General features: G+C 61.2%; 19 protein-coding genes. 10 read left to right on the forward strand and 9 right to left on the reverse strand.

Annotated features, from left to right (window positions below; translation table 11 throughout):
• The 5 genes from HMPREF3157_RS02320 to nrdI all read right to left on the reverse strand — a co-directional run.
• Positions 1 to 818 (reverse strand): Abi family protein (locus HMPREF3157_RS02320; RefSeq protein ID WP_016664113.1); only part of this gene is annotated, 818 nt, incomplete at its 3' end.
• A 222-nt stretch (positions 819 to 1,040) separates the two neighbouring features.
• Entirely contained in the window at positions 1,041 to 2,261 is a 1,221-nt protein-coding gene (locus tag HMPREF3157_RS02325; protein ID WP_034372399.1) for an ATP-binding protein, read from the reverse strand.
• A gap of 215 nt (positions 2,262 to 2,476) precedes the next feature.
• The gene (nrdF, locus tag HMPREF3157_RS02330; protein WP_016664111.1) at positions 2,477 to 3,505 is read right to left on the reverse strand and encodes a class 1b ribonucleoside-diphosphate reductase subunit beta; all 1,029 of its coding nucleotides are present in this window, start codon (positions 3,503 to 3,505) and stop codon (positions 2,477 to 2,479) included.
• Positions 3,506 to 3,607: 102 nt separating this feature from the next.
• Complete coding sequence (gene nrdE / locus HMPREF3157_RS02335; protein WP_016664110.1) at positions 3,608 to 5,782, reverse strand: class 1b ribonucleoside-diphosphate reductase subunit alpha; 2,175 nt, start codon at positions 5,780 to 5,782, stop codon at positions 3,608 to 3,610.
• Positions 5,779 to 6,294, reverse strand: coding sequence for a class Ib ribonucleoside-diphosphate reductase assembly flavoprotein NrdI (nrdI, locus tag HMPREF3157_RS02340; RefSeq protein WP_019174207.1), 516 nt, complete (start codon positions 6,292 to 6,294; stop codon positions 5,779 to 5,781). Before nrdI ends, nrdE begins: the two co-directional genes overlap by 4 nt.
• A 225-nt stretch (positions 6,295 to 6,519) precedes the next feature.
• Between nrdI and HMPREF3157_RS02345 the strand changes: the two genes are divergently transcribed.
• Together HMPREF3157_RS02345 and HMPREF3157_RS02350 are read left to right on the forward strand one after the other, a co-directional pair.
• Entirely contained in the window at positions 6,520 to 6,804 is a 285-nt protein-coding gene (locus HMPREF3157_RS02345; protein WP_083288025.1) for a transposase, read from the forward strand.
• Positions 6,774 to 7,655, forward strand: a complete 882-nt coding sequence (locus HMPREF3157_RS02350; protein WP_083288026.1) for an IS3 family transposase — start codon at positions 6,774 to 6,776, stop codon at positions 7,653 to 7,655. The genes HMPREF3157_RS02345 and HMPREF3157_RS02350 overlap by 31 nt, the downstream gene beginning before the upstream one ends.
• 219 nt (positions 7,656 to 7,874) lie before the next feature.
• On the opposite strand, the gene HMPREF3157_RS02355 is transcribed toward HMPREF3157_RS02350, so the two are convergent.
• The gene (locus HMPREF3157_RS02355; protein WP_016664105.1) at positions 7,875 to 8,948 is read right to left on the reverse strand and encodes a type I restriction enzyme HsdR N-terminal domain-containing protein; all 1,074 of its coding nucleotides are present in this window, start codon (positions 8,946 to 8,948) and stop codon (positions 7,875 to 7,877) included.
• Positions 8,945 to 10,048 carry a redox-regulated ATPase YchF gene (gene ychF / locus HMPREF3157_RS02360; RefSeq protein WP_034372396.1) on the reverse strand — a complete coding sequence of 368 codons (1,104 nt, stop codon included), beginning with the start codon at positions 10,046 to 10,048 and terminating at the stop codon, positions 8,945 to 8,947. Before ychF ends, HMPREF3157_RS02355 begins: the two co-directional genes overlap by 4 nt.
• An 89-nt stretch (positions 10,049 to 10,137) precedes the next feature.
• Between ychF and HMPREF3157_RS02365 the strand changes: the two genes are divergently transcribed.
• The 7 genes from HMPREF3157_RS02365 to pcp all read left to right on the forward strand — a co-directional run bounded on the left by HMPREF3157_RS02365 (position 10,138) and on the right by pcp (position 20,190).
• On the forward strand, positions 10,138 to 11,337 hold the full coding sequence (locus HMPREF3157_RS02365; protein WP_016664103.1) for a DNA recombination protein RmuC: 1,200 nt from the start codon (positions 10,138 to 10,140) through the stop codon (positions 11,335 to 11,337).
• A gap of 125 nt (positions 11,338 to 11,462) precedes the next feature.
• Positions 11,463 to 16,067 (forward strand): lamin tail domain-containing protein, encoded by a 4,605-nt coding sequence (locus HMPREF3157_RS02370; protein WP_070435432.1) that lies wholly within the window; start codon positions 11,463 to 11,465, stop codon positions 16,065 to 16,067.
• Positions 16,068 to 16,227: 160 nt separating this feature from the next.
• Complete coding sequence (gene xseA, locus HMPREF3157_RS02375; RefSeq protein ID WP_016664101.1) at positions 16,228 to 17,496, forward strand: exodeoxyribonuclease VII large subunit; 1,269 nt, start codon at positions 16,228 to 16,230, stop codon at positions 17,494 to 17,496.
• A 21-nt stretch (positions 17,497 to 17,517) separates the two neighbouring features.
• Complete coding sequence (locus HMPREF3157_RS02380) at positions 17,518 to 17,787, forward strand: exodeoxyribonuclease VII small subunit (protein WP_070435543.1); 270 nt, start codon at positions 17,518 to 17,520, stop codon at positions 17,785 to 17,787.
• A 105-nt stretch (positions 17,788 to 17,892) separates the two neighbouring features.
• Positions 17,893 to 18,606, forward strand: coding sequence for a DUF969 domain-containing protein (locus HMPREF3157_RS02385; protein ID WP_034372390.1), 714 nt, complete (start codon positions 17,893 to 17,895; stop codon positions 18,604 to 18,606).
• Positions 18,603 to 19,532, forward strand: coding sequence for a DUF979 domain-containing protein (locus HMPREF3157_RS02390; RefSeq protein WP_016664098.1), 930 nt, complete (start codon positions 18,603 to 18,605; stop codon positions 19,530 to 19,532). The genes HMPREF3157_RS02385 and HMPREF3157_RS02390 overlap by 4 nt, the downstream gene beginning before the upstream one ends.
• Positions 19,533 to 19,545: 13 nt before the next feature.
• Positions 19,546 to 20,190: a pyroglutamyl-peptidase I gene (gene pcp, locus HMPREF3157_RS02395; protein ID WP_016664097.1), complete on the forward strand. Its 645-nt coding sequence runs from the start codon at positions 19,546 to 19,548 to the stop codon at positions 20,188 to 20,190.
• Positions 20,191 to 20,264: 74 nt separating this feature from the next.
• Here pcp and HMPREF3157_RS02400 read toward each other — a convergent pair whose 3' ends face one another.
• Positions 20,265 to 20,861, reverse strand: coding sequence for a hypothetical protein (locus tag HMPREF3157_RS02400; protein WP_070435433.1), 597 nt, complete (start codon positions 20,859 to 20,861; stop codon positions 20,265 to 20,267).
• A gap of 6 nt (positions 20,862 to 20,867) precedes the next feature.
• Entirely contained in the window at positions 20,868 to 21,479 is a 612-nt protein-coding gene (locus tag HMPREF3157_RS02405) for a DUF4245 family protein (RefSeq protein WP_040386493.1), read from the reverse strand.
• A gap of 84 nt (positions 21,480 to 21,563) precedes the next feature.
• Between HMPREF3157_RS02405 and HMPREF3157_RS02410 the strand changes: the two genes are divergently transcribed.
• Positions 21,564 to 22,505: a carbohydrate kinase family protein gene (locus HMPREF3157_RS02410; RefSeq protein ID WP_070435434.1), complete on the forward strand. Its 942-nt coding sequence runs from the start codon at positions 21,564 to 21,566 to the stop codon at positions 22,503 to 22,505.
• Position 22,506 lies beyond the last annotated feature (1 nt).

Consider the following 22,506-nt stretch of genomic DNA (forward strand, 5'->3'; position numbering starts at 1 on the left):
TACGTGTCCACGATTTGCGGGTAACCCCACCGACTTTGCCCCTTCGGGAGACAAGACAGTTCTTGTATCGTTCGGAAAGCATTCGTCGCTGCCGGGGTGAAGTGGCGGTTCCATACGCGGCCGTGATGTGCACCTGTGTTTCGCAGAACGGTGAGTTGTTCGCACCATCGAGCGAGGGGATCTTGGTTGTAGTAGCTCTTCTTCTGCTTAGAGTTCAATCGATCGACGTCGCCAAAGAAACCGAAACTGTGTGCAATACTCCGCTGATCATCAAGAGTGAGGCCATCAAAGAGGATGGAAATATCGGAAAAATCAAGGACATCAGCAAGAACCCAGAATGGGTAATCCCCGTAGTTGACACTGTAGTGATCCACAGCGCGGTTACGTTTTCGCTCGCGATCCACACGCTTCTCAGCAGTCTCTAGCCAGTCTTGATGCCGGAAATCCTCACGAAAGATACCTGGATCTTTGTAAGATAAGGCTCCTTTCGCGACGAGTAGTTCGCCGATCCGTGCACGTAGCGCAACCTCAATCCGCTCAATCCCATCGTAAATAAGTGTGCGCATTTTACGGTCGAATTCGTAGAGAGCGACTATTTCTTCGAACTTCGTGCCTCGCACAAAGCTGTCGGCGCGTTGCGGCTGTTTGGGGTCTTCAGGCTCTGGGAGAATCCGGTAGGCGTACCAATACCCGGACAGCCTGTAGTAAGAGACGCTAGACAGCCACTGCCTTGCTAGGGATTCGTTGAGCTCCATCCCTCGTGAGCGCATGAGGGCAATCTGCACTTCAACCGTGGTGGGATTTTTGATCTTCTTCATCGGGTTTTCATGCCTCGAAAGAAATCCAGCCCGTCTCCAACCTGATGGTCGAAGCGGGCTGAACGATTACCTAAATAATGCCACGGCCCCAGCGCGTTGGGTGGCCTCATTTGGCTACAGGAGCATGACGGCTAGATCGAGAAAAACAAAGACCGGCCCTGGGCTCCCACCAAAATGGGTAGCGGTACCGGTCATGTTGGTATTCAGGCTAGGCGATGACACCTAGCTGTGCAACGGTGAGGGCTCGACAAGCCACTCGATAATGTTTTTGTGTTGGATCCCGTCGCGGCTCATGTCGAACTGGTCCATGCTCAGCACGGTTTTCGGGAAGTTGTCGGTAACCCCGCGAAAGGCACCGAACTCGCGGTCGACGGTGTTTTGGCTGCCGAGCAGGTAACTCACCTGGAAGTACTCAGTGTCGGAACCTTTGCGGGCGATGAAGTCAATCTCGCGCGCGCCGGCTCTTCCGACACTTACCTCGTACCCGCGCGCAAGCAGCTCCACGCACACGATGTTTTCGAGGGTCAGCTCAATGTCGGCCTGGTTCGAAAGGCCGAGCGTTTCACGAAAACCGTGATCCACCGCATAGTACTTCTCAGTTGCCCGAAGCCTCGCCTTCCCCGCAATGTCAAAGCGCGGAACCCGATAAATCAAGAAAGCGTTCACGCAAAACTCAAGGTAGTTCAACACGGTATCAACCGAAACGGTGCGCCCCTCGCTTTTGAAAAAACGCACCAGTGACTGCGCCGAGAAGGTTTTTCCAATATTTGCGAAGCAGTAACCGACGATGCGGTGAAAAATGTCGACGTCGCGGATCTGGTGATACTCAATCACGTCTTTGAGCACAACCGAGTTGTACACCGAGTCAAGGTAGTCGAGCGAGGGTTCCCGGTCGAGGTTGAAGTATTTCAACGCCGGGAAACCGCCGAACTGCACAAAGTGCTGGAAGTGTTCGCTCAGTGTGCGGTCGCTTTGGCGGTGCAGCTCGACAAATTCCGCAAACGAAAACGGTTGGATCAAGAACTCAACGTAGCGACCGGCAAGATGTGTGGCGAGATCACCGGAAAGCATGCGCGAATTCGACCCGGTGACATAGATATCTGCGTCATAGTCGACGCGGATCGCGTTGATGGCTTTCTCCCAGTCGGCGACCTGCTGAATTTCGTCAAAGAAGAAATACGCGCGGGTGTTTTTGTTGAGGTTTTCGGCTTCGATGCGCCGTAGCAGCGCCGCTGCGTCTGTGATGTGAAGCCCGTCAGCGGACTCAAAATTCATCGCAAACACTTGTGGATCAGCGCTGCCCGCGCGAATCACTTCTTGCAGCTGCTGCAGAATCGTAGATTTGCCGCAGCGACGCACACCGGTGAGCACCTTCACGAGGGGTTTGTCGATAAAGGGCTGGATCCGCGAAAAGTATCTCGGGCGTTCAATGATTCTGTCCACCACAAACCTCCCTGTCTTGTCGAGTATAGTCGACAAGCTGCTACTTTGCGGAGGTTTTGTCGATCATAGTCGACAAGAATCGCGCTGGCTCGGGCACAAAACAGCGCACCGCGGGAAGGTTGCCGGCGTGTGCCAGCGTCCAACCCGCGGTGCGCTATTCGGACGGTGCGGCCCGAATCGAGCCGCTGAGCCCTCGAGCCGTTAAGCCCTTGAGCCTAGAAGTCCCAGTCGTCGTCGGTGGTGTCTTCGCCCTTACCGATGATGTAGCTCGATCCTGATCCACTGAAGAAGTCGTGGTTTTCGTTGCTGCCAGGTGACAGCGCCGCGAGAATCTCAGGGTTCACTTCGGTCTCTTCAGCGGTAAACCGCGACGGGTAACCGAGGTTCATCAGCGCCTTGTTCGCGTTGTAACGCACGAACACGGCAACGTCGTCCATCAGGCCGAGCGGCTCGTACAGCTCACCCGAGTACTGCAGCTCAAGCTCGTAGAGCTCTTCCAGCAGGTCGAAGGTGAACTTGCGCATCTCTTCCTGACGCTCTTTGCTCTGCGTCTCGAGTCCGCGCTGGTACTTGTAACCAGAGTAGTAACCATGCACTGCCTTGTCACGCAGAATCAGGCGGATCATGTCTGCGGTGTTCGTCAGCGTCGCGTGCACCGAGAAGTGCAGCGGCAGGTAGAACCCTGCGTACAGCAGCAGCGACGACAGCAGCGTCGAAGACACTTTACGCTTGAGCGGATCATCGCCGTAGTAGTGGTGCAGCACCTTCTTGCAGCGTTCCTGCAGCAGATCGTTGGCAACTGCCCAGCGGTAGGCGTCGTCGATTTCCGGGGTGCTCGTCAGCGTTGAGAACACCGAGGAGTACGAGCGGGCGTGCACCGACTGCATGAACGCAATGTTGGTGTAGACGGCCTCTTCGTGTTCGGTGCGGGAGTCTTGGATCTGCACGATCTCACCGACAGTTGCCTGCACGGTGTCGAGCATGGTCAGACCGGTGAAGACGCGCATCGTGAGGGTGCGCTCTTCCTGGGTCATTTTCTGCCACGCGGGGATGTCGTTTGACAGCGGCACCTTCTCTGGCAGCCAGAAGTTCGCGGTCAGACGGTTCCACACCTCGAGGTCTTTGTCGTCGGTGACGCGGTTCCAGTTAATGGGGCGCAGCCGCGCTGCCGGGTCGTGGCGGTACGACGGCGGGGTGACCGAGATCTCTTGCAGCGGGCGGTCGGTGTTCAACGGATCAGTCATAGTTCAATAAAGCTCTTTCACTAGTGGTGTCTGGTGGTCAGTGCGCGGAGTGCGCGGACGGCGCGCGGTGCGCCCGCGCGCGCAGCACGGGCGCGAACGCGACTACAGCGCGCAGGAAACGCAGCCTTCGATCTCGGTTCCCTCGAGCGCGGGCTGGCGCAGGCGGATGTAGTACAGCGTCTTGATGCCCTTGCGCCACGCGTAGATCTGCGCGCGGTTGATGTCGCGAGTGGTCGCCTCGTCTTTAAAGAATAGCGTGAGCGACAGACCCTGATCCACGTGCTTGGTCGCAGCAGCGTAGGTGTCGATGATCTTCTCGGCGCCGATTTCGTAGGCGTCTTCGAAGAACTCGAGGTTGTCGTTTGTCATGTGCGGAGCCGGGTAGTACACGCGGCCGAGCTTGCCCTCTTTACGAATCTCAATCTTCGAGGCGATCGGGTGGATCGAAGCCGTCGAGTTGTTCACGTAGCTAATCGACCCGGTCGGTGGCACCGCCTGCAGGTACGCGTTGTAGATACCGTGTTCGCGGATCGACTCGCGCAGCTGTTCCCAGTCCGCAACCGTCGGCAGCGCAACTCCAGCCTCGGCGAAGAGCTCACGCACCCGCGCGGTTTCTGGCACCCACTCCTCGGCCGTGTAACGGTCGAAGTAGCTGCCGTCAGCGTAGTCGCTCTTCTCGAAGCCCGCGAAGGTCGCACCGCGGTCAATCGCCAGCTGGTTCGAAGCGCGCAGCGCGTGGTAGGTCACCGTGCGGAAGTACGCGTCGGTGAAGTCAATTCCCTCTTCGCTGCCGTAGTGGATGCGCTGCGAAGCGAGGTAGCCGTGCAGGTTCATCTGGCCGAGGCCGATGGCGTGTGACGCACGGTTACCCTCGGCAATTGACGGCACCGCCTGAATGTCGGTCTGATCCGACACACTCGTCAGCGCCCGCACCGCAATCTCAACGGTTGCGCCGAAGTCCGGGCTGGCCATTGCCTGCGCAATGTTCAGCGAGCCGAGGTTGCACGAAATGTCGTGACCGATCGTCTCGTACCCGATTGCGGCGTCGTACTCAGAGGCGGTGTTCACCTGCAGAATCTCCGAGCACAGGTTCGACATGTTGATGTGCCCCTCGAGCGGGTTCGCACGGTTCACAGTGTCTTCGAACAGCACGTACGGGTAGCCCGACTCGAACTGCAGCTCAGCGAGGGTCTTGAAGAACTCGCGCGCGCTGATCGTGGTCTTGCGGATCCGCGGGTTCGCGACGAACTCGTCGTAGCGCTCGGTGATTGACTGATCCGAAAGCGGAATACCGGTTTCGCGAAGCACATCGTAGGGGCTAAACAGGTGCATATCTTTGTTCTGCTTAGCCAGTTCGAAGGTCACATCCGGAATCACAACCCCAACCGACAGGGTCTTAATGCGGATCTTCTCGTCAGCGTTTTCACGCTTCGTGTCGAGGAACCGCATAATGTCGGGGTGGTGCGCGTGCAGGTACGCAGCGCCTGCGCCCTGGCGAGCGCCGAGCTGGTTCGCGTAGCTGAAGCTGTCTTCGAGGATCTTCATCACGGGAACAACACCGGAAGCCTGGTTCTCGACCTGCTTAATCGGGGCACCCGCCTCGCGGAGGTTTGACAGCAGCAGCGCCACACCGCCGCCGCGCTTGGACAGCTGCAGCGCAGAGTTAACGCTGCGGCCAATCGATTCGAGATTGTCTTCAACGCGCAGCAGGAAGCACGACACGAGCTCGCCGCGCTGTTTCTTACCCGCGTTCAAGAACGTCGGAGTTGCCGGCTGGAAACGGCCCGAGAGGATCTCGGTGACCGTCTTCGAAGCCAGTTCCTCGTCACCCTGACCGAGGAACAGCGCCGTGGCAACAACTCGCTGCTCGAAGTTTTCGAGGAAGAGGCTGCCGTCGAAGGTTTTCAGCGCGTAGGAGGTGAAGAACTTAAACGCACCGAGGAAGGTCTGGAACTTGTGCCCGAAAGCGTCGGCCTGTTCGTGGAGGCGCTCGACGAAGTCCTTGTCGTAGGCGCGCAGGTATTCGGCTTCGTAGTACTCGTTTTCGATCAGCCACTCCAGGCGTTCCCACACCGAAGCGAACTGCTTCGTGTTCGGGATGACCTGCTGGTTCAGGTAGGCCTCCGCCGCTTCGTGATCCTTGTCAAACTGGATCGACCCGTCCGCCGCAAACAGGTTCAGCTGGGCGTTGAGCGCGTGGTAGTCCTTCCGCTCGCCGACCCCGCCAACCCGTGCAGTGTTGGGGGTGGTTGTTTCTGATGGTGTGGCGATCGTCATGCGACGTCCTCCTCATTTGCTTCTGCTTCTAATGTGTTCTGTCGTGCCCAAAATTCGTCTAAACCAGCCTTGACTCGAGCAACGTCGCGGTTGGTGCCAAGAAGTTCAAAGCGGTACAGCTCAGGAACTTTGCACTTGGCTGAGATGATCGGTCCTGCGATGCAGTAGTGCTCACCGAAGTTGGTGTTCCCCGCGGTAATCACGCCGCGGATCAGCGCGCGGTTTGCAGGATCGTTCAGGAACGTAATCACCTGCCGCGGCACCGCCCCGGCCTGCGCTCCGCCGCCGTAGGTCGGAACCACGAGCACGTAGGGCCTGGTCACTCGGATCATTCCCTCTGTGCGCGGTCGGAGTGGGATCCGCACCGCCGGGCGCTCGAGCTTCTCGACGAAGCGGAGGGTGTTCTCCGAAACGCTCGAGAAAAACACCAGGTCAGGTGAATCTTGCCCCTCGAGCACTCGCACCTCCGCGACGCTTCGTGTTCGGCCTTCCCTGCGTTCACTCATCAGCATGTTCTCCTCTCAGCATTTGCACCTCAGCAATCCCACCCCTACATCTAGTCCTGACCCACATTGCGGGCACCACATATAGTGGTTAGCACGAATAATCTCACAAATCTACGACACGCCGAAGTACAGACTACGTCATACCGAACCTGGAGTGCTCTAGGTTTTTAGGTCCAGGTGACTTGAGTGCTGTCCATTGATGCCCTGCCTGTGGGTGGGGAGAATGGATGAATGGTGAAGAAATTCAGCAAGCATACTCCCGAGCAGATTGTTCGTAAGCTCGATAGGGCGCGGGAATTGAAGGAATCGGGATCAACTACAGCTCAGATCCTGACCACGTTGGGGATTAGCGAAGCCACGTTGAACAGGTGGCAGGCTACCTATGGGGCGATGACCAAGAGCGAGGCGAAAGAGCTCCAGCGCCTGCGCGAGGAAAACACGCGCCTCAAACACCTCCTAGGTCAGGCAGAGCTGGAAAAGGCTGCGTGGAAAGAATTGTCGGAGGGAAACTTCTAAGCCCAGCTCGCCGCCATGATGCCGTCTGGCATCTGGTCGGGCTGGGCTACTCCCAAAGACTTGCCTGCCAGATTGTTGGGCTCTCTCGCAGTGCTTACCGGCGCGCTAGGACCCGCGAGAACAAGCCGGATAAGTACGCGGACCTACGGGCGTGGATGCACGACTTCGTTAAGGATCATCGCCGGTGGGGACACCGGCGCGCCTGGAGAAACGCCCTCGCCGAAGGGTACGGGATATGCCGCGAGACTTTCCGCAGGATCTGGCGTGAAGAGGGCTTGCGTGTCTTGCCTAGGAAGAAGCTCAAGCGTCTAGCTGCCGATACCCATCGTGATGTTCCTGCCGGCCAGTACCCGAACAACGTGTGGGCGTTGGACTTCCAGTTCGATTCAACCTGGCACGGCAAGACAATCAAAATCTGTAACATTATCGATGAATACACCCGCGAACACCTCGCCTTCACGGTCGACAAGAACATTAACGCGGTCTCGGTGACCGAACTCCTTGACGTGGCTTGTCTGGAGCACGACGGGCGCCCGCGGGTGATCCGGATGGATAACGGGCCCGAGTTCATCGCTCATGCGCTCCAGGAGTGGGCAGCCGAGGGTGAGACAATCCAGGCATTCATCCCACCAGGCCAGCCCTGGCATAACGGGTTCGTTGAGTCTTTCCATAACCGGATGAGAGACGAACTCTTGGAGGACAACAGTATCGAGAATCTCGAGCATGCCCGCCTACTCGTGGCCCAATGGTCATCACGTTACAATAACTTCCATCCGCATTCCTCACTCGGCTACCTCAGCCCACGGAAATACGCGGAACAATGGAAACAAGAAAACACGGTCAACACTTAAACCGAGTGGGCCTAATTCTTAGGCCACTCCACTCGACGCCCCAGGCATAAGGGCGTTGGTATTCAGGGATGACAAACTCGTAGTCTCCATCATTAAGTAGCCTGCCGACGCTTATTTCCTTTGCATCGAGCTGCCTATTTTCGCCAGTCATTACTTGCCCCTAAGTCGTCGGTTGGATGGCATTCTCTCAAATTGCTCATGGATTGCGGAGTGAACCAGTCAGGCGGCCAAATCGTAGCTCGCGCGCGTTTGTATCCGTCGTGGAATGAAAGTTTCAAGTATGAGGTCTTTGTCGCTGGGGTCCAGCATCTCGACCATCATGTTGCAGACGTTGCGGGGGGTGAAGAACTCTCCTCGGTCCCCGCGAAGGTTCGAACCTACGACCTCTTCATACGCCTTACCCTTGACGTCCACATCGGAGTCAAGCAACGAGAACATCTGAAGCTGCGTGACAATGTATGCCAGAACCTTAGGGTCGAGTTCGATTTGCTCGACTGGTTTGAAAATCTGAGGGTACTGAGTCTTGACGTTCTCGAATAGCTTCCCGATCCGCGAGGAGCACCGCATCAGGCCAGTCATGTTCTGACGTTCCTTAGGTGTTGCGTAAAACTGCGGCGAGCTGGAATCACGTTCATCCTGGATCTTGCAAAATATGAGCTTCAGCAGCTCCCAGAACGCCTCCGGCTTTTGCATCCCCTGATTACCAGCGATATAGCTGTGAGCCCTCCGGAAAGCAAACAGCAAAGAGTCCGATGCAGCCGGGCGCAGTTGGTCGAAACGCGGCGTGCCCGCCTCAGCACTGTCACCACAGTGGGGAATGTCAGGGATCTCAACGGAGACCCGCTGGCCAGACGTCCCCGTTTCAAAGGCGTAGCTCGCCATATCCTCACCGTTGGTCCACATGCCGACTTCGACGTTCGGACATGCGGCCATGTAGCTGAGCATCTGTTCGACACCGTCCTTCTTCATTGAGGGACGGACCTTGGCGCTCTTGCACTCAATGATGAGCCAGGCAGTTGATTGGGTCTGCTCTGACGCCCGAAGGTCGGGCGGGAACACCACGATGTCGACGCGGACCCGTCGACTACCGAACTTGATCGGGAATTCGACCCGAATGTCGCGTTTGTCGTACCCGTACTCGCGCACGAGCGACTTGAGGATCTCCTGACGGACATACTCCTCGGGCGTGTCCTGCCTCAACGTGGCGCCGTCGATGAAGTCGAGCACTTTGCCGGGCGGGACAATCGCAAACCCGCCATGCGGCGCATCGCTCTGGACAACTGGGCGGCTCACCTTCTACCGCCAGACGTTAGTCCTGATCGAAACTCGACCACGTCTCCGTCTTGCATAACGTAATCCTTGCCCTCCATGCGCACCTTGCCGCGGGCCTTCGCTTCTTGCATGGAACCGGCGTCGTCGAGCTCGTCGAAGGAAACGATTTCGGCCTTGATGAAGCCACGCTCGAAGTCGGTGTGAATCACACCTGCGGCTTGGGGCGCAGTCCAGCCCTTGTGGATGGTCCAGGCACGCGATTCCTTGGGTCCAGCCGTGAGGTAGGACTGCAGGTTGAGGGTGTCGTAGCCGACCCGGGCGAGCTGGTCGAGGCCGGATTCCTCCTGGCCCGTCGAGGCGAGCATCTCCGCGGCTTCGTCGGCCTCGAGCTCGATGAGTTCGCTCTCAAACTTCGCGTCGAGGAAGATCGCCTCCGCGGGGGCGACAGCCTTGCGCAGTTCCTCCTGCATCGCGTTATCCGCGAGCCCCTCTTCGTCCGTGTTGAACACGTAGATGAACGGCTTGGCAGTCATGAGCTGCAGCTCTTTGAGGAGCGACACGTCAATTCCAGCGCCGTCGGCCCCCTGGAAAAGGGTGCTTCCGGATTCGAGGAGCTCTTTGGCCTTGAGAACCTCGGGAAGGATCGCGGCATCGATGACCTTGCGCTTCGTGTCTTTCTCGAGGCGCGGAAGGGCGTTATCGATTGTCTGGAGGTCGGCGAGGATGAGCTCGGTCGAAATCGTCTCCATGTCGCCCGCGGGGGTCTCGGAGCCGGGAACGCGCGTGACGTCGGGGTCGCTGAAGGCGCGGGTGACCTGGCAGATTGCGTCGGCCTCGCGGATGTTGGCGAGGAACTTATTGCCGAGGCCTTCGCCTTCGCTCGCGCCCTTCACGATGCCGGCGATGTCCACGAAGCTCACGGTCGCGGGCAGGATCTTCTCGCTGCCAAAGATCTCGGCGAGCCGCGCGAGGCGCGGGTCCGGAAGCGGCACCACACCGACGTTCGGGTCGATCGTCGCGAACGGATAGTTCGCCGCGAGCACCTCCGCACGGGTGAGCGCGTTGAACAGGGTCGATTTACCAACGTTGGGCAGGCCAACGATTCCAATTGTCAAAGCCACGCCCTTCATTCTAGGGGCAGGGCCCGACGCTTGCCTTCCTCAGGGCGTGCCGCACTTTAAATGTCTCACCCCCGTGGTGAGGTAGAAGCATGAACTTTTCGACTCTTGTGACCGTTCTCCTTCCGTTGCTCATCGGGGCTGCTCTCGGAGCAGCGGTCATGTGGATCCTCATGCGCGAGCGGGTTCGTGCTGCTGAAGCCAAGGCCTCGGCGAACGGAACCGACATCGAAGCACTTGCCGCACGCGCGGTTAACGCCTCGAGCACGCAACTGCTGCAGCTCGCTTCGGAACGCTTCGATCGCGATTCGGCTCGGCGCGAAGCAGTCGATGCGGCACGCTCGGAGCAGCTTGCCCGCACGCTCTCCCCCATTTCGGAAACCCTCACGAGTTTGGAGCGCTCGGTTGCGCGCACGGAGGCGGCCCGGCAAAAGGCCGATGGTGACCTGGCTTCGCAGTTGAAGAATCTCTCGGAGCGCACACGCGATCTGGGCATGGGGGCGAACGCCCTCGTCACCGCCCTCAAAGCCCCCACGAGCCGAGGCCAGTGGGGAGAGGTGCAGCTGCGACGCATCGTCGAGGCTGCGGGCATGCTCGAGCACACGGACTTCACCGAACAGCTCAGCGGGAAAAACGTGAGCGGAGAGAAGAACCAGCGCCCCGATCTCGTCGTTCATTTGAGCCACGGGCGCACGATCGTCGTGGACGCAAAGGCTCCCATGGACGCTTACCTGCGTGCTGCCCAAGCCACGGAGAAAAACGAACGGGCGAAATACCTCGCGGACCACGCGCGAGCATTGCGATCGCACGTCACGCACCTCAGCTCGAAGTCGTACTGGGCCTCGCTCGGCGACTCCCCCGAATTCGTGGTGCTGTTTGTGCCGAGCGACGGTCTTCTCGCGGGCGCGCTCGAGGCGGATCCAGGGCTGCTCGATGGTGCCTTCACGCTCGATGTTGTGATCGCCTCTCCCGCCACCCTCATGGCACTTCTTCGAACCGTCGCCCACACGTGGCGCACGGACGCACTGAACCAGGACGCCCTCCGCGTTCTCGAGGCAGGTCGCGAGGTGCATAAGAGGCTCGGCACTCTTGGCGGGCACCTTGCGAAACTCGGCCGTTCGCTCGATTCGTCGGTGCGGGCGTTCAACAACGCGGTGGGCTCGTACGAGGCGCGAGTGGTGCCCGCGGCGCGCTCGATGGAAGAGCTTCACATCGTCGGTGGCGCCCTCGAAGGAGTCGAACCAGTGACGCAGCTCGCACGCGATATCGATCCGTCAAACCTGAATGCCTAATCTCCACTCGTACACGGCGCGTACAGCCAACAGCCCCCATTTCTTCACCAATCCGTTAAACGCCAAGAGCAACGTTGAGGAGCTTCCCCGAAACTCCCAACAGGCACTTAGCGAAAGTGAAGGGTATGACTCCTCAGTCGCGCGGCACGCGCCGCACTCCTGCCATTTACTCCAAATCCCTCGCCGCAGCGGCACTCGGCTTCACTCTTGTCGCGAGCCCCGCAATCGTCCCCGCCGGCATCGCCCCTTCAACGATGAACGCCGCCCAGGCAGCTCCGGCGAGCACCTGGCCGCTCGTCGTCACCGAGATCGCACCGAACAACGCAGGCGACGACCACTACGAATTCGTCGAGGTCACTAACACGACCGACAAACCCCTCACGATCGGTGAGGGCGGCTACTCGCTCGCCTACATCTACGAGGACAGCACTAACACCGCGAAGGACGTCGCCCTCGCATCCGAGAAGCCGATCGAACTGGCCGCCGGGGAGACCGTGACCCTGTGGCTGAGCTACACGAGCGATGACGGCAAGGTCGATTCGGCCGCGCATACCGTCGAAGAGTTCCGCACGCAGTGGGGCATGGATCCGAACGCGCGCGTCGAGCGCATCACCGGCCAAACGGGTATGGCGAACGGCGGCAACCGCGGCATTCGCGTTCTCGACTCGAACGGCGCCGAAGTCTCGCGCTCGTTCTACCCGAAAGGCTCGGTCGCTGAGGACAAGTCCGCACAGTTCCGCACCCCTGCCGATTCGAGCGTGAAGAGTCTCGAGGTTCTCGAAGGCCCGGCTGCTCCCACCGCAGGCAAGGTCGACCCGAAGCAGCTCGAGGACCGCATTGCAGAGCCTCAGCCCGAGAAACCGGCTGAGCCCGCCCCCACCGAAGACGTCCCCGGCCCGGCGGCCGATACGACCGTCGGCCAGCTCCTCATTACCGAGCTCGTTCCCGATTCCACCAACACCGGCGAGGGCGACGGCTACGAATTCATTGAAATCTACAACCCCACTACCAAACCGATCAGCCTCGCTGACTACCAGGTCGCCTATCAATACCCCGGTGAGGGCCGGAAAATGGGCAACCAGGCTGTGTGGCCCATGGAACCTGCCGATAAGGTCGTCAAGCCCGGCGGCACGGTCATCGTATGGATCAAGAACGGCTCTAACGATGCCAAGACCGTCGAAGACTTCGCCAAGAACTACGGTGTTGACCCGAACAGCCTCACCATTGTTGAGTCCTCGGCGGGCGGTATGGCCAACGGCTCGCTTCGCGGTATGGAGATTCAGACCCGCACGGGCCACACCGTAAGCCGCGTCTTCTACAACGAAAACGGCCGCGATGACACCCAGGCGGATCAGGGCATCCACTACGCGGTCAATCCCGAAAACTTCCAGGTGAGCGAGATCGGGGAGATCTCGAAAGCAACGCCGGGTCAGGCGGCTCCCGCGAAGGTTCCCTCGAAGCTCGTGAAGCTCAACGAGGACACCGAAAAGCCAGCTCTGGTGGATCAGACCGCAAAGTCCCTCGACCCGACAAAGGACGCCCAGATCACGATCAAGGCGACCGATAACGTCCAGGTTCGTCGCCTCACCGTCTCCCTCCAGTCGAACACTGACGATAAGCCGATGGCCAAGGACCTCCTCGCGAACGAGGATGGCACCTTCACCCTCACGATCCCCCAGGCGGACCTCACGGGGAAGAAGTACTTCGAGTATTCGGTTGAGGCCTCCGACGGCACCAACATCGCCACCATTCCGCTGACTCGCGTTGAGGTCGAAGGGGCCGAGCAAGGTCCGGTTCGCCTCAACGTCTCGGAAAAGCAGTACGTGAGCGGCACGACCCGCCTCTCGGTTTCGAGCGATCACGAAAACGACACTCGCACGCTTGCCGTCGACGGGACCGAAGTCAACGCGGATATTCCCTCGCTCGAGAAGGAGCCCGTCTTCGCCATCGACGCGACGCAAACCGATGCGTTCTTCCGCAACGGCGTGCTCGTCAAGGACGAGGTCCTCACGATCTTCGACAAGGGTTTCTACGAGAACTGGGAAACCGTGACTGCCGATGTCCCGCTCAAGTACGTCACGAAGGGCGAGTCACTCCAGGTTGACGTCGCGGCGGGCACCAAGGCCAAGCCCGGCATCGACCCGAACGAAAACAACGACGACTTCAACGCCCGCAACGCACGCCTCGTCCTCCCCGACGGGCGCACCTTGCGCGCGGCCGACTACACAGACGCCGAGGGTAAGACGGTCCCGGCCAGCGATCCCACCCAGATCATTAACATGGGCGATTCGAAGGGGAAGGTCGAGATTCTCAACGCGACGTTCTCGATACCGGACGATGCGTTCACCGCGAACGCCTACCAGTGGGACACCACCAAGGTCGCTGACGGCGAGCACAAGGTGAAGGGCACGCTCGTTGGTTCGGGTTCGACGACCAGAATCGCCACTTTCGCTGCCGACTCAATCAGCGACACCTCCGAAGTGGAGACGACCGTCATCGTCGACAACACCGCCCCGGTGATCACCTCCTCGATCGCCGACGGCTCCGAGCAGCGCGGCGAGTTCACCCTGGACTTCGAGGCAACCGACGCCGGCGTCGGCGTCGCGAGCACGTCCGCAACCTTCGACGGCGAGAAGGTCGAATCCGGCACGACGTTCTCCTCGCTTACCCTCGCGGCAGGCACGCACACGCTGACGATCGTCTCGACGGACAAGCTCGGTAACGAGTCGAAGAAGACGATCACGTTCACGACGCCCGTCGAGCAACCGTCGGCCACCCTCGATACGGCGGATGGCGCGGGCCTGAACGTGTGCGTAGACGATTCGCTTTCGGCGACCGCGACCGACCCCAGCAAGGATGACCTCTCGGTCTCCTTCCGTGAGGGCTACTCGACCTCGCTTAGCGAAGGTACGCTCGCGGGCACTGCGGGAAGCGTCCACGACGCCGACCAAGCAGACCGCCAGGGCGATGCGCTCAAGGCCGGTGAGACGACAACCGCGGGTTCGGCACTTCCCTTCCACGAGTTCTCGACCGCCGTGCCCGAGGGCGCAGGCGAAGACTCGGAGATCCGCGTGAGCTGGACCGGTGCTTCCAACAAGGGACAGCGCGTGCGTCTTCTCGTGTGGAACACCGAGAAGAACAGCTGGGAAGAAGTCCAGTCGCTCCTTACGGATAGCGAATCTGGCGAGGCGAAGCTCGAAGCGATCGTCCCGCTCAAGGGTCACAACGTGGATGGCGAGATCAAGGCTCTCGTTCAGCAGGGTGTTGGATACGCCGGTGCAGACCTCTCCGATCGCACAGGAGCGGAGCCCGGCGAGCATGCAGAGGACACCAAGCGCGCGGACTACGACTACACCTTCGCCGTTGAGTCGGACACCCAGTACTACAACGACGCCGCGAACATCTACCACCACCAGGTCGCGATCCACGACTACCTTCTGCGCGTGCGCGAAAAGATGAACCTTCAGTACGTGTTCCACACGGGCGACATCGTCGACAAGATCGACAATGCCGAGGGCTGGGTCCGCGCCGATGAGTCCTACAAAACGCTCGACGACGCGAAGCTCCCCTATGGCGTTCTCGCAGGCAACCACGACGTTGGCCACCACGCCAACGACTATTCGAAGTACGGCGAATACTTCGGAGAGAGCCGTTACAGTGGCAACCCGTGGTACGGCGGTAGCTACAAGGACAATCGTGGCCACTACGACCTCATCAGCGCCGGGGGCCAGGACTACATCGTCCTGTACATGGGATGGGGCCCGGGCGATGAAGAGATCGAGTGGATGAACGAGGTGCTCAAGAAATACCCGGAACGCATCGCCTTCATCGAGCTTCACGAGTACATGCTCACGACCGGCGGCCTCGGCCCGATCCCGCAGCGGATCTACGACGAAGTCATCGCGACCAACCCGAACGTGCGCGCGGTCATGAGCGGCCACTACCACGACGCTCACACGCGCGTGGATAAATTCGATGACAACGGCGACGGCACCCCGGACCGCACCGTGACTCAGATGCTGTTCGACTACCAGGGCCTTGCCGAGGGTGGCCTCGGCTACCTCCGCCTCATGCACTTCGACAACGAGAAGGGCCGCATGATCGTGCGCACCTACTCGCCGTCGCTCAAGGACTATGACTCGGAGGATCCGAGCTTCGAGCCGATCGACCAGGAGTTCGAGGTGAGCTACGCCGATCTTGGCCTCACGCCCGAGAAGAAGCCCCTCACGACCGCCGAAGCTCGCATCGACGTGCTCACGACCAAGGAATTCGGCCACAAAGACGGCGTTGCCTCCGGCGACACCGTGAGCGTCCCCGCGAGCGATCTGCCCGAGGGCGAGTTCTCGTGGTACACGCTCACGACCGACCCGTACGGCGCGAAGCACTACAGCGAGGTGCGCAACGCTTCTGTGACCAAGACCGAGTGCGGCCAGGATGGCGGCACGACAGTCGACCCGGACGGCACGGTCGTGCCCGGTGAGGGAGGCAATCCCGGCAAGCCCGGCGAGACTGAAACCGGCAGCACGGGCAACACCTGCAACACCGGCAACGCCGGTTCTGGCAAGGGGCATCCGGGCGAGGGCTCGCACGGGTCCTCCGCCACTGGCGCTAAGGAGCACTCGACAGGGCTCCCTCGCACGGGTGCCGAGGTGATGGGCATTCTCGCGGCGGGTCTCGTGCTCGTCGCGGGTGGCGCCGCGGTTCTCCGCTCGCGCCGCGTCTCGCGCTGATCGTTATAAGCCCCGCGTGAGCGGGCGCTTCCCGAAGGCCGGCGCTACCCGAAAGAGGGTGGCGTCGGCCCTTTGTTGTGCTTTGGTTATCCACAGCGGCGGGCGGAGCCCACGCAAGCCGAGGCTGGTCTGGCACAGTAGAGACATGCAGGAAAGAGGCGTGGACCTACACCACATGACCGCACTCGAGGGAGGAGAGCCCCCAGCGCTGCCGGCGACGGCCGCGGAAACGACCGCGGAGCGCCCTTGGCCCGTGGGGCTGCTCAGCCAGAAGGTGCGCGATTACGTGAACCGCATGAGTGTCGTGTGGGTGCGCGGCGAACTGGTGCAGGTCAGCCGGGGCAAAGGCGCACTGGTATTCATGACTCTTCGCGATACCGACATTGATGCGAGTTTCTCGGTATCGATGCGTGCGAGCGCGTTTGCGCGCCTGCCCCTCGAACCGCAGCAGGGCAGCGAAGTGGTGGTGCAGTGCAAGCCGACGTTCTGGGGGCGGCGTGGAACGCTCCAACTTGAAGCCGCCGATATCCGCGCGGTAGGAATCGGCGATCTGCTCCAGCGCCTCGAGCGTCTCAAGAGGGCGCTCCACGACGAGGGGCTCTTCGCCGCGGACCGCAAAAAACCTCTCCCGTTCCTCCCCCGCACGATCGGGCTCATTTGCGGGCGTAAATCTGCGGCGGAGCGCGACGTCATCGTCAATGCCGAGAAACGCTGGCCGGCGGTGAGGTTCGAGACGCGCGAAGTCGCTGTTCAGGGCACGCGCGCCGTCGGCGAAGTCAGCGAGGCACTGCGCGAACTCGACTCGCGCGAGGACGTAGACGTCATCATCATTTCCCGCGGCGGTGGCTCACTCGAGGATCTTCTCCCGTTCTCGGATGAATCCCTCGTTCGCCTCGCCGCGGCCGCTCGTGCCCCTATCGTGTCGGCCATTGGGCACGAGATCGATACGCCGCTTCTCGATCTCGTCGCCGACTATCGCGCATCGACCCCCACCGACGCCGCGAAGAGCGTTGTTCCCGATATGGCCCTCGAATGCGCACAGTTGGGCGATGCACGCCGTCGCTCGCACGCGGCTCTCTCTTCGCGTCTCGAGCGGGAGCGGGAGGCACTTGCTACTGTCCGAGCCCGCCCCGCATTCGCACAGCCGCACACGATGATCGACAGCCACGCGCAGGTGATCGACGGCGCGATTGCCTCGGCTCGCGCAACCATTGCGATTGCCCTCGACCGCGCCGGTGAGCGCGTGAGGTCCCTCGCCGATCAAGCTCGGGCGCTCTCACCACTGCATACACTCGAGCGCGGCTACGCGGTCGTACAAAACGCGAATGGAGCCGCGCTCACCGACCCGAGCGAAGCACCCGAGGGAACTCGCGTATCAATCAGGCTCGCGGGCGGTCGCCTATCAGCGACCTCCCTCGGCGAGGAATAACGAACTGTGAAGGAAGAGATCATGGAAAGCGAAGGCACGACTAGCGAACCGCAAGAGTTGCCCGAGGACATTCAGGCGCTCGGCTACGAGGAAGCGCGCGACCAACTGTTCTCGATCGTGCAGACCCTCGAGCGCAACCAGAGCGGGCTCGAGGAATCAATCGCGCTGTGGGAGCGCAGCGAGCTTCTCGCACGGCGATGCGAGCAGTGGCTCGACGGAGCACGCGTACGGCTCGACCGCGCGCTCGAGCGCGAGCAGGATGTACCCGAAGAAAGCTCTTCGCAGGACTAACGCTCGCAACGAGGCGTCTCACGCCTGTGCACGGCTCGACGTCACCGTTTTGTAACGACTAGAGTGACTGCGCACACTTACTTACCGTTATGAGAAAGGCTACTCATGGAGTACCTGAAGCTCATCGGCATCGTGATTATCGTGGTGGGCTTCGTGCTCAAACGAGACACGCTTGCCGTCGTGGTCGTAGCCGGTCTGGTTACGGGCCTCGTGGCTGGGCTGAGCCCACTGGAACTGCTGACCCTTCTCGGCCAGTCGTTCACCGATCAGCGCGTTGCTACGTTGTTTATCCTGACCCTGCCCGTCGTGGGCATCTGTGAGCGCTACGGCCTCAAGCAAAAAGCCGTGGACCTCATCGGATCCGTCAAGAATGCGACGACCGGCACTGTCCTGTCGCTCTACCAGCTGATTCGCGCGGTCGCCATCGCGTTCTCGGTCCAACTTGGCGGCCACCCGCAGTTCGTGCGCCCGCTCATTTCACCGATGGCTGAGGGCGCCGCCGAGGCCAAGTTCGGCTCGATTACCGAGAAGCAGCGCGACTCGATTAAGGGCGCCTCCGCCGCCGCCGATAACTTCGGCAACTTCTTCGCACAGAACCTGTTCCTCGGCGCACCGGGCGTACTGCTCATCGTGTCGACAATGGCGGAGCAGGGCTACACCCAGGTCACCCCGCTTGCGGTGGCACTGTGGTCGATCCCTGTCGCGATTGCAACCATGATCTTTGGCGTCGTGCGCAACTTCCTTCTCGACCGCCGTCTTCGCGCCGAATCGACCTCCGGCGCTGCGTCGGCCGGTACCGAAGGGAGCGTGAAGGCATGACTCCCGATATCGTGATCGGCGAATTTTTCTTCATCCTCGTCGGCGTGATCTTCGCGATTACGGGCGGCCTGTGCGGGAAAGATGCCGCACTCAAGAACCGCATCCCGGCGGCGACCTTCTGGTTCATTCTCGCGTTCGCGTTTATCACCGGCCCTTGGGTACCGGCGTGCCTCATCGGCATCTGCGTCATCGCGCTCGCCACGATCACCGCCGTGTGGGGCGTAAAGCCCGCCGCGGTCGATCGCCCCGACCCCGCGCACGTTGAGGAACGCGCTTCGAAGCTCGGCTACAAAGTCTTTATTCCTGCACTGTCGCTCGCTGTTTTCGCGCTCGTCGCGGCAACCGTGTACCAGAAACTCGAGATGCCGACCTACCTCGCGGTGGGGACCGGCGCCGTGCTCGCCACCGTCGTGGGCCTCGTCGTCACGAAGGCGCCCGCAAAATTCGTGGCGGTCGACGGCGCACGCCTCACAATGGACGTCGGACCGGTGGGAATTCTTCCTCAGCTGCTCGCGGCCCTCGGTGCGGTGTTTACCGCCGCGGGCGTGGGCACGGTCATTGCCGACACCGTCGCGAAAGTCATTCCGGCACACAACCCCCTCGTGGGAGTCATCGCCTACTGCGTGGGCATGGCCCTTTTCACCGTGATCATGGGCAACGGCTTCGCAGCGTTCTCCGTGATTACCGTCGGCATCGGTATCCCGTTCGTCGTCGCGCAGGGTGGAAACCCGATCATCGTGGCAGCGCTCGGCCTGACCGCGGGCTACTGCGGCACACTCCTGACCCCTATGGCCGCCAACTTCAACGTGGTTCCCGCGGTCTTGCTCGAGATGAAAGACAAGTACGGGGTCATCAAGTCTCAAGCCGTGACTGCCACGCTGCTTTTGCTTGTGCACATCGTGCTCATGTACACCCTCGCGTTCTAATTGGAGGAACACCATGTCAATCCTTGTGACCGCATTTGATCCGTTTGGCGGGGAGAAGATCAACCCCGCGCTCGAGGCCGTGAAGGCACTTCCCGCCGAAATCGCGGGAGAAGAGGTCATCACGGTCGAAGTGCCCACAGTGTTCGGCAAAGCTATCGAGGCGGCGACGGCAGCGATCGAGAAGCACCAGCCGAGTGCCGTGCTCTGTGTCGGCCAGGCTGGCGGGCGCTTCGACATCACCCCAGAGCGCGTCGCGATCAACATCGACGATGCGCGCATCCCCGATAACGACGGCAATCAGCCCATTGATGAGCCCGTGGTTGACGGGGCACCGTCGGCGTACTTCGCGACCCTGCCGATCAAGGCGATGGCCGCGGCGATTCGCGACGCGGGCGTTCCCGCCTCGGTCTCGAACTCGGCGGGGACCTTCGTGTGCAACCACATCATGTACGGCGTTCTGCACCACCTCGCAACCAAGGGCCCGAAAGACACCCGCGGTGGCTTCGTGCACGTGCCGTTCATCCCCGAGCAGACCGTGGGCAAGCCTGGTCAGCCCTCGCTTTCCACGGAGACGATCACGAAGGGGCTCACCGCAGCGATCCGCGCGATCGCTGAGAACGCGAGCGATGTGGCCACGGTCGAGGGCACGACACACTGAACCCCACGCACACACCGCACTCGGGGCGCTATGGCGCCACGGATACGAGTGCGTATCGCGGCAGCGCGGATCTCTTACCGCGCTGCCGCGCGTGCGTGAAGGTACGTGCCGAGAACGGCCACCACGAGAGCGACGACGGCAACGCCTGAAACCCACATGCCGATCGCCCCGAAGATGAGCGTGCTCGTGACGGCCGCTCCCCCCTGCACAACGATCCACACGAGAAGCGGGGCGAACAGGAGAACAAAGGCGAGGATCCACGCAGTGACGAGGGCGCCCGTTGTTGTGCACGTGCGCACCGCGACGATGCCCGTTAGCGCAAACAGCGCTGCACCTGCGATCACGCACGCGAGCTGGGCGGTCGAGAAAATGCCTCCCCAGGCAAAAATTGCGAGGAGCGCGGAGGCGACGAGGCCAAGCACGATGACGACGGGGGCGGTTGCTGAGCGCGGGCGTTGCCGGCTCTGCCTTTCTGGGGCCTCTACCGGCGTCGAGGCGGCGGTGGTGCCGGGCGCAGACGTGCGCGCGGGCCTCGCGGTGGGCGTTGACGCAGTTGGGTCGGGACTCGCGACAGGCGCGAGGACCTCGGTGGGGTCTGCACCAAGCGGCGCATCGAGCTTTTCGGTGGCGTCGGCACTACCGCGCGACGGACGGTGGGAGTTGTCGTTCATGGTTCCTCACTTGTTGACACGGTCGAGGGCGGCCTTCATAAGCGCGGCGTGCTCATCTTTCTCTCCTGCCCCGTAAACGATGAGCGTCGTCTCTCGAGCGGAGCATACGATTCCCGACACCGGCTTAGCAGCGTCCGCGTTTGTGTCGCTCGAGGGGGATTGAATTTCGAGATTCGCACACTCCGTGCCTCTGATCTCGAAGTAATCGGTCTGCGTCACTTTTCCGCGGATTCGAGGGGCGAGCGTGGAAAAATCTGTTTGCGCCTGAAGGAGAGTTTCCAGCTCACCGGAAGGCGAGGTGTAGCGCACCTCCCAGTTGGCCGGTTCGGTCGTCGACATTTTCGCCTCACGCACCGTAAACCCTTCCGGCTCGACGTCGGCCGCGCGAAATCCGAGTGACTCACTCGCACGCGCCGCGCTTTCGCCCACATTGACATGTGAACGCGCGGAGGAGGCCGTATCACGATCGTTCCGTCCGAGCCCGACGATGACAACCGCGGCAATAGCTACCACAATGAGGTTCAGTCCGATCGCCCACACAAGGTTCCGTACCGAGGTGTTTTTCTTCGTGGGCAGCTCGCGCTTTTTCCGCTGCGGTCTCTCGTGAGATTCGGCCATACCGCCATTGTTCCAAATTCCGAAGCGTCGCGCGCCGTGACTGAGGACCATGCGGCCCCCGCTGTGATCTGAAACAATACTGGCGTGAGTACCTATCTAACGATCGGCGAAGCGCTGACAGACATCGTAATCCGCAAAGACGCTCCCAGGGCCGAGCTCCCGGGTGGGTCCCCCATGAACGTGGCCGTTGCCCTCGGCCGCCTCGGCCACACCTCGCACCTGCTCACCCACATCGGCGATGACGAGCGCGGGCGCGCCATTGTGCAGCATGTTGAATCCTCGAACGTCTCGCTCACCCCCGGTTCGGTAAGGCCTGGGGCTCACACCTCGACTGCGGCCGCGACGATCGGCGAAGGCGGCGCGGCTTCATACGACTTCGACATCACGTGGGACCCCGATCCACGAGGACTGCCCGCGAAGGTCGATGCGGTGCACACCAGCTCGATCGCCGCGACACTCGAGCCAGGCGCCGATACCCTCCGCACGGTCGTGGCTTCGCTCCGCGAGATCGCCCTCATCTCCTACGATCCGAACGCGCGCCCCACCCTCATGGGAGATCCCGCGATCGCGCGCGAACCAATAGAGGAGAACATCGCGCTCGCCGACATCGTGAAGGCCTCAGACGAAGACCTCGAGTGGCTGTATGAAACGACCGACATCGACCAGGCTGCGCAATCATGGCTTCGCAGAGGCGTGAAGCTCGCGGTCATTACGCGCGGCGAGAAGGGCGCGACGGCGTTCACCGCGCAGGGGCGATTCGATATTCCGGGCGTCCGCGTCGACGTCACCGACACGGTTGGAGCGGGAGACACATTCTCGGCCGGCCTCCTCGATGCACTATCACGCAAGGGACTCCTCGGAGCTTCGGGCCGCGAGAAGATCAGCGCGCTCGAGGGGACGGCCATCGAGGACATCCTCGCGCACGCCGCGCTCCTCGCATCCGTGACAGTATCTCGCGCGGGCGCGAATCCGCCGTGGACGCGCGAAATCGCTGATCGCTGCACGCTTACATCCACGGAGGACTGAC

This window comes from Dermabacter sp. HMSC06F07, from assembly GCF_001807345.1.
In the GTDB taxonomy this organism is placed as follows: Bacteria; Actinomycetota; Actinomycetes; order Actinomycetales; family Dermabacteraceae; genus Dermabacter; species Dermabacter hominis.

What these genes read in the sequence shown, in the direction of transcription:
- nrdF (WP_016664111.1), bottom strand. Translation starts at nt 3,505, where the DNA reads ATGACTGATCCGTTGAACACCGACCGCCCGCTGCAAGAGATCTCGGTC.
- HMPREF3157_RS02365 (WP_016664103.1), top strand. Translation starts at nt 10,138, where the DNA reads ATGAACTTTTCGACTCTTGTGACCGTTCTCCTTCCGTTGCTCATCGGG.
- HMPREF3157_RS02380 (WP_070435543.1), top strand. Translation starts at nt 17,518, where the DNA reads ATGGAAAGCGAAGGCACGACTAGCGAACCGCAAGAGTTGCCCGAGGAC.
- HMPREF3157_RS02370 (WP_070435432.1), top strand. Translation starts at nt 11,463, where the DNA reads ATGACTCCTCAGTCGCGCGGCACGCGCCGCACTCCTGCCATTTACTCC.
- HMPREF3157_RS02405 (WP_040386493.1), bottom strand. Translation starts at nt 21,479, where the DNA reads ATGGCCGAATCTCACGAGAGACCGCAGCGGAAAAAGCGCGAGCTGCCC.
- HMPREF3157_RS02400 (WP_070435433.1), bottom strand. Translation starts at nt 20,861, where the DNA reads ATGAACGACAACTCCCACCGTCCGTCGCGCGGTAGTGCCGACGCCACC.
- pcp (WP_016664097.1), top strand. Translation starts at nt 19,546, where the DNA reads ATGTCAATCCTTGTGACCGCATTTGATCCGTTTGGCGGGGAGAAGATC.
- HMPREF3157_RS02385 (WP_034372390.1), top strand. Translation starts at nt 17,893, where the DNA reads ATGGAGTACCTGAAGCTCATCGGCATCGTGATTATCGTGGTGGGCTTC.
- HMPREF3157_RS02390 (WP_016664098.1), top strand. Translation starts at nt 18,603, where the DNA reads ATGACTCCCGATATCGTGATCGGCGAATTTTTCTTCATCCTCGTCGGC.
- nrdI (WP_019174207.1), bottom strand. Translation starts at nt 6,294, where the DNA reads ATGCTGATGAGTGAACGCAGGGAAGGCCGAACACGAAGCGTCGCGGAG.
- nrdE (WP_016664110.1), bottom strand. Translation starts at nt 5,782, where the DNA reads ATGACGATCGCCACACCATCAGAAACAACCACCCCCAACACTGCACGG.
- HMPREF3157_RS02345 (WP_083288025.1), top strand. Translation starts at nt 6,520, where the DNA reads ATGGTGAAGAAATTCAGCAAGCATACTCCCGAGCAGATTGTTCGTAAG.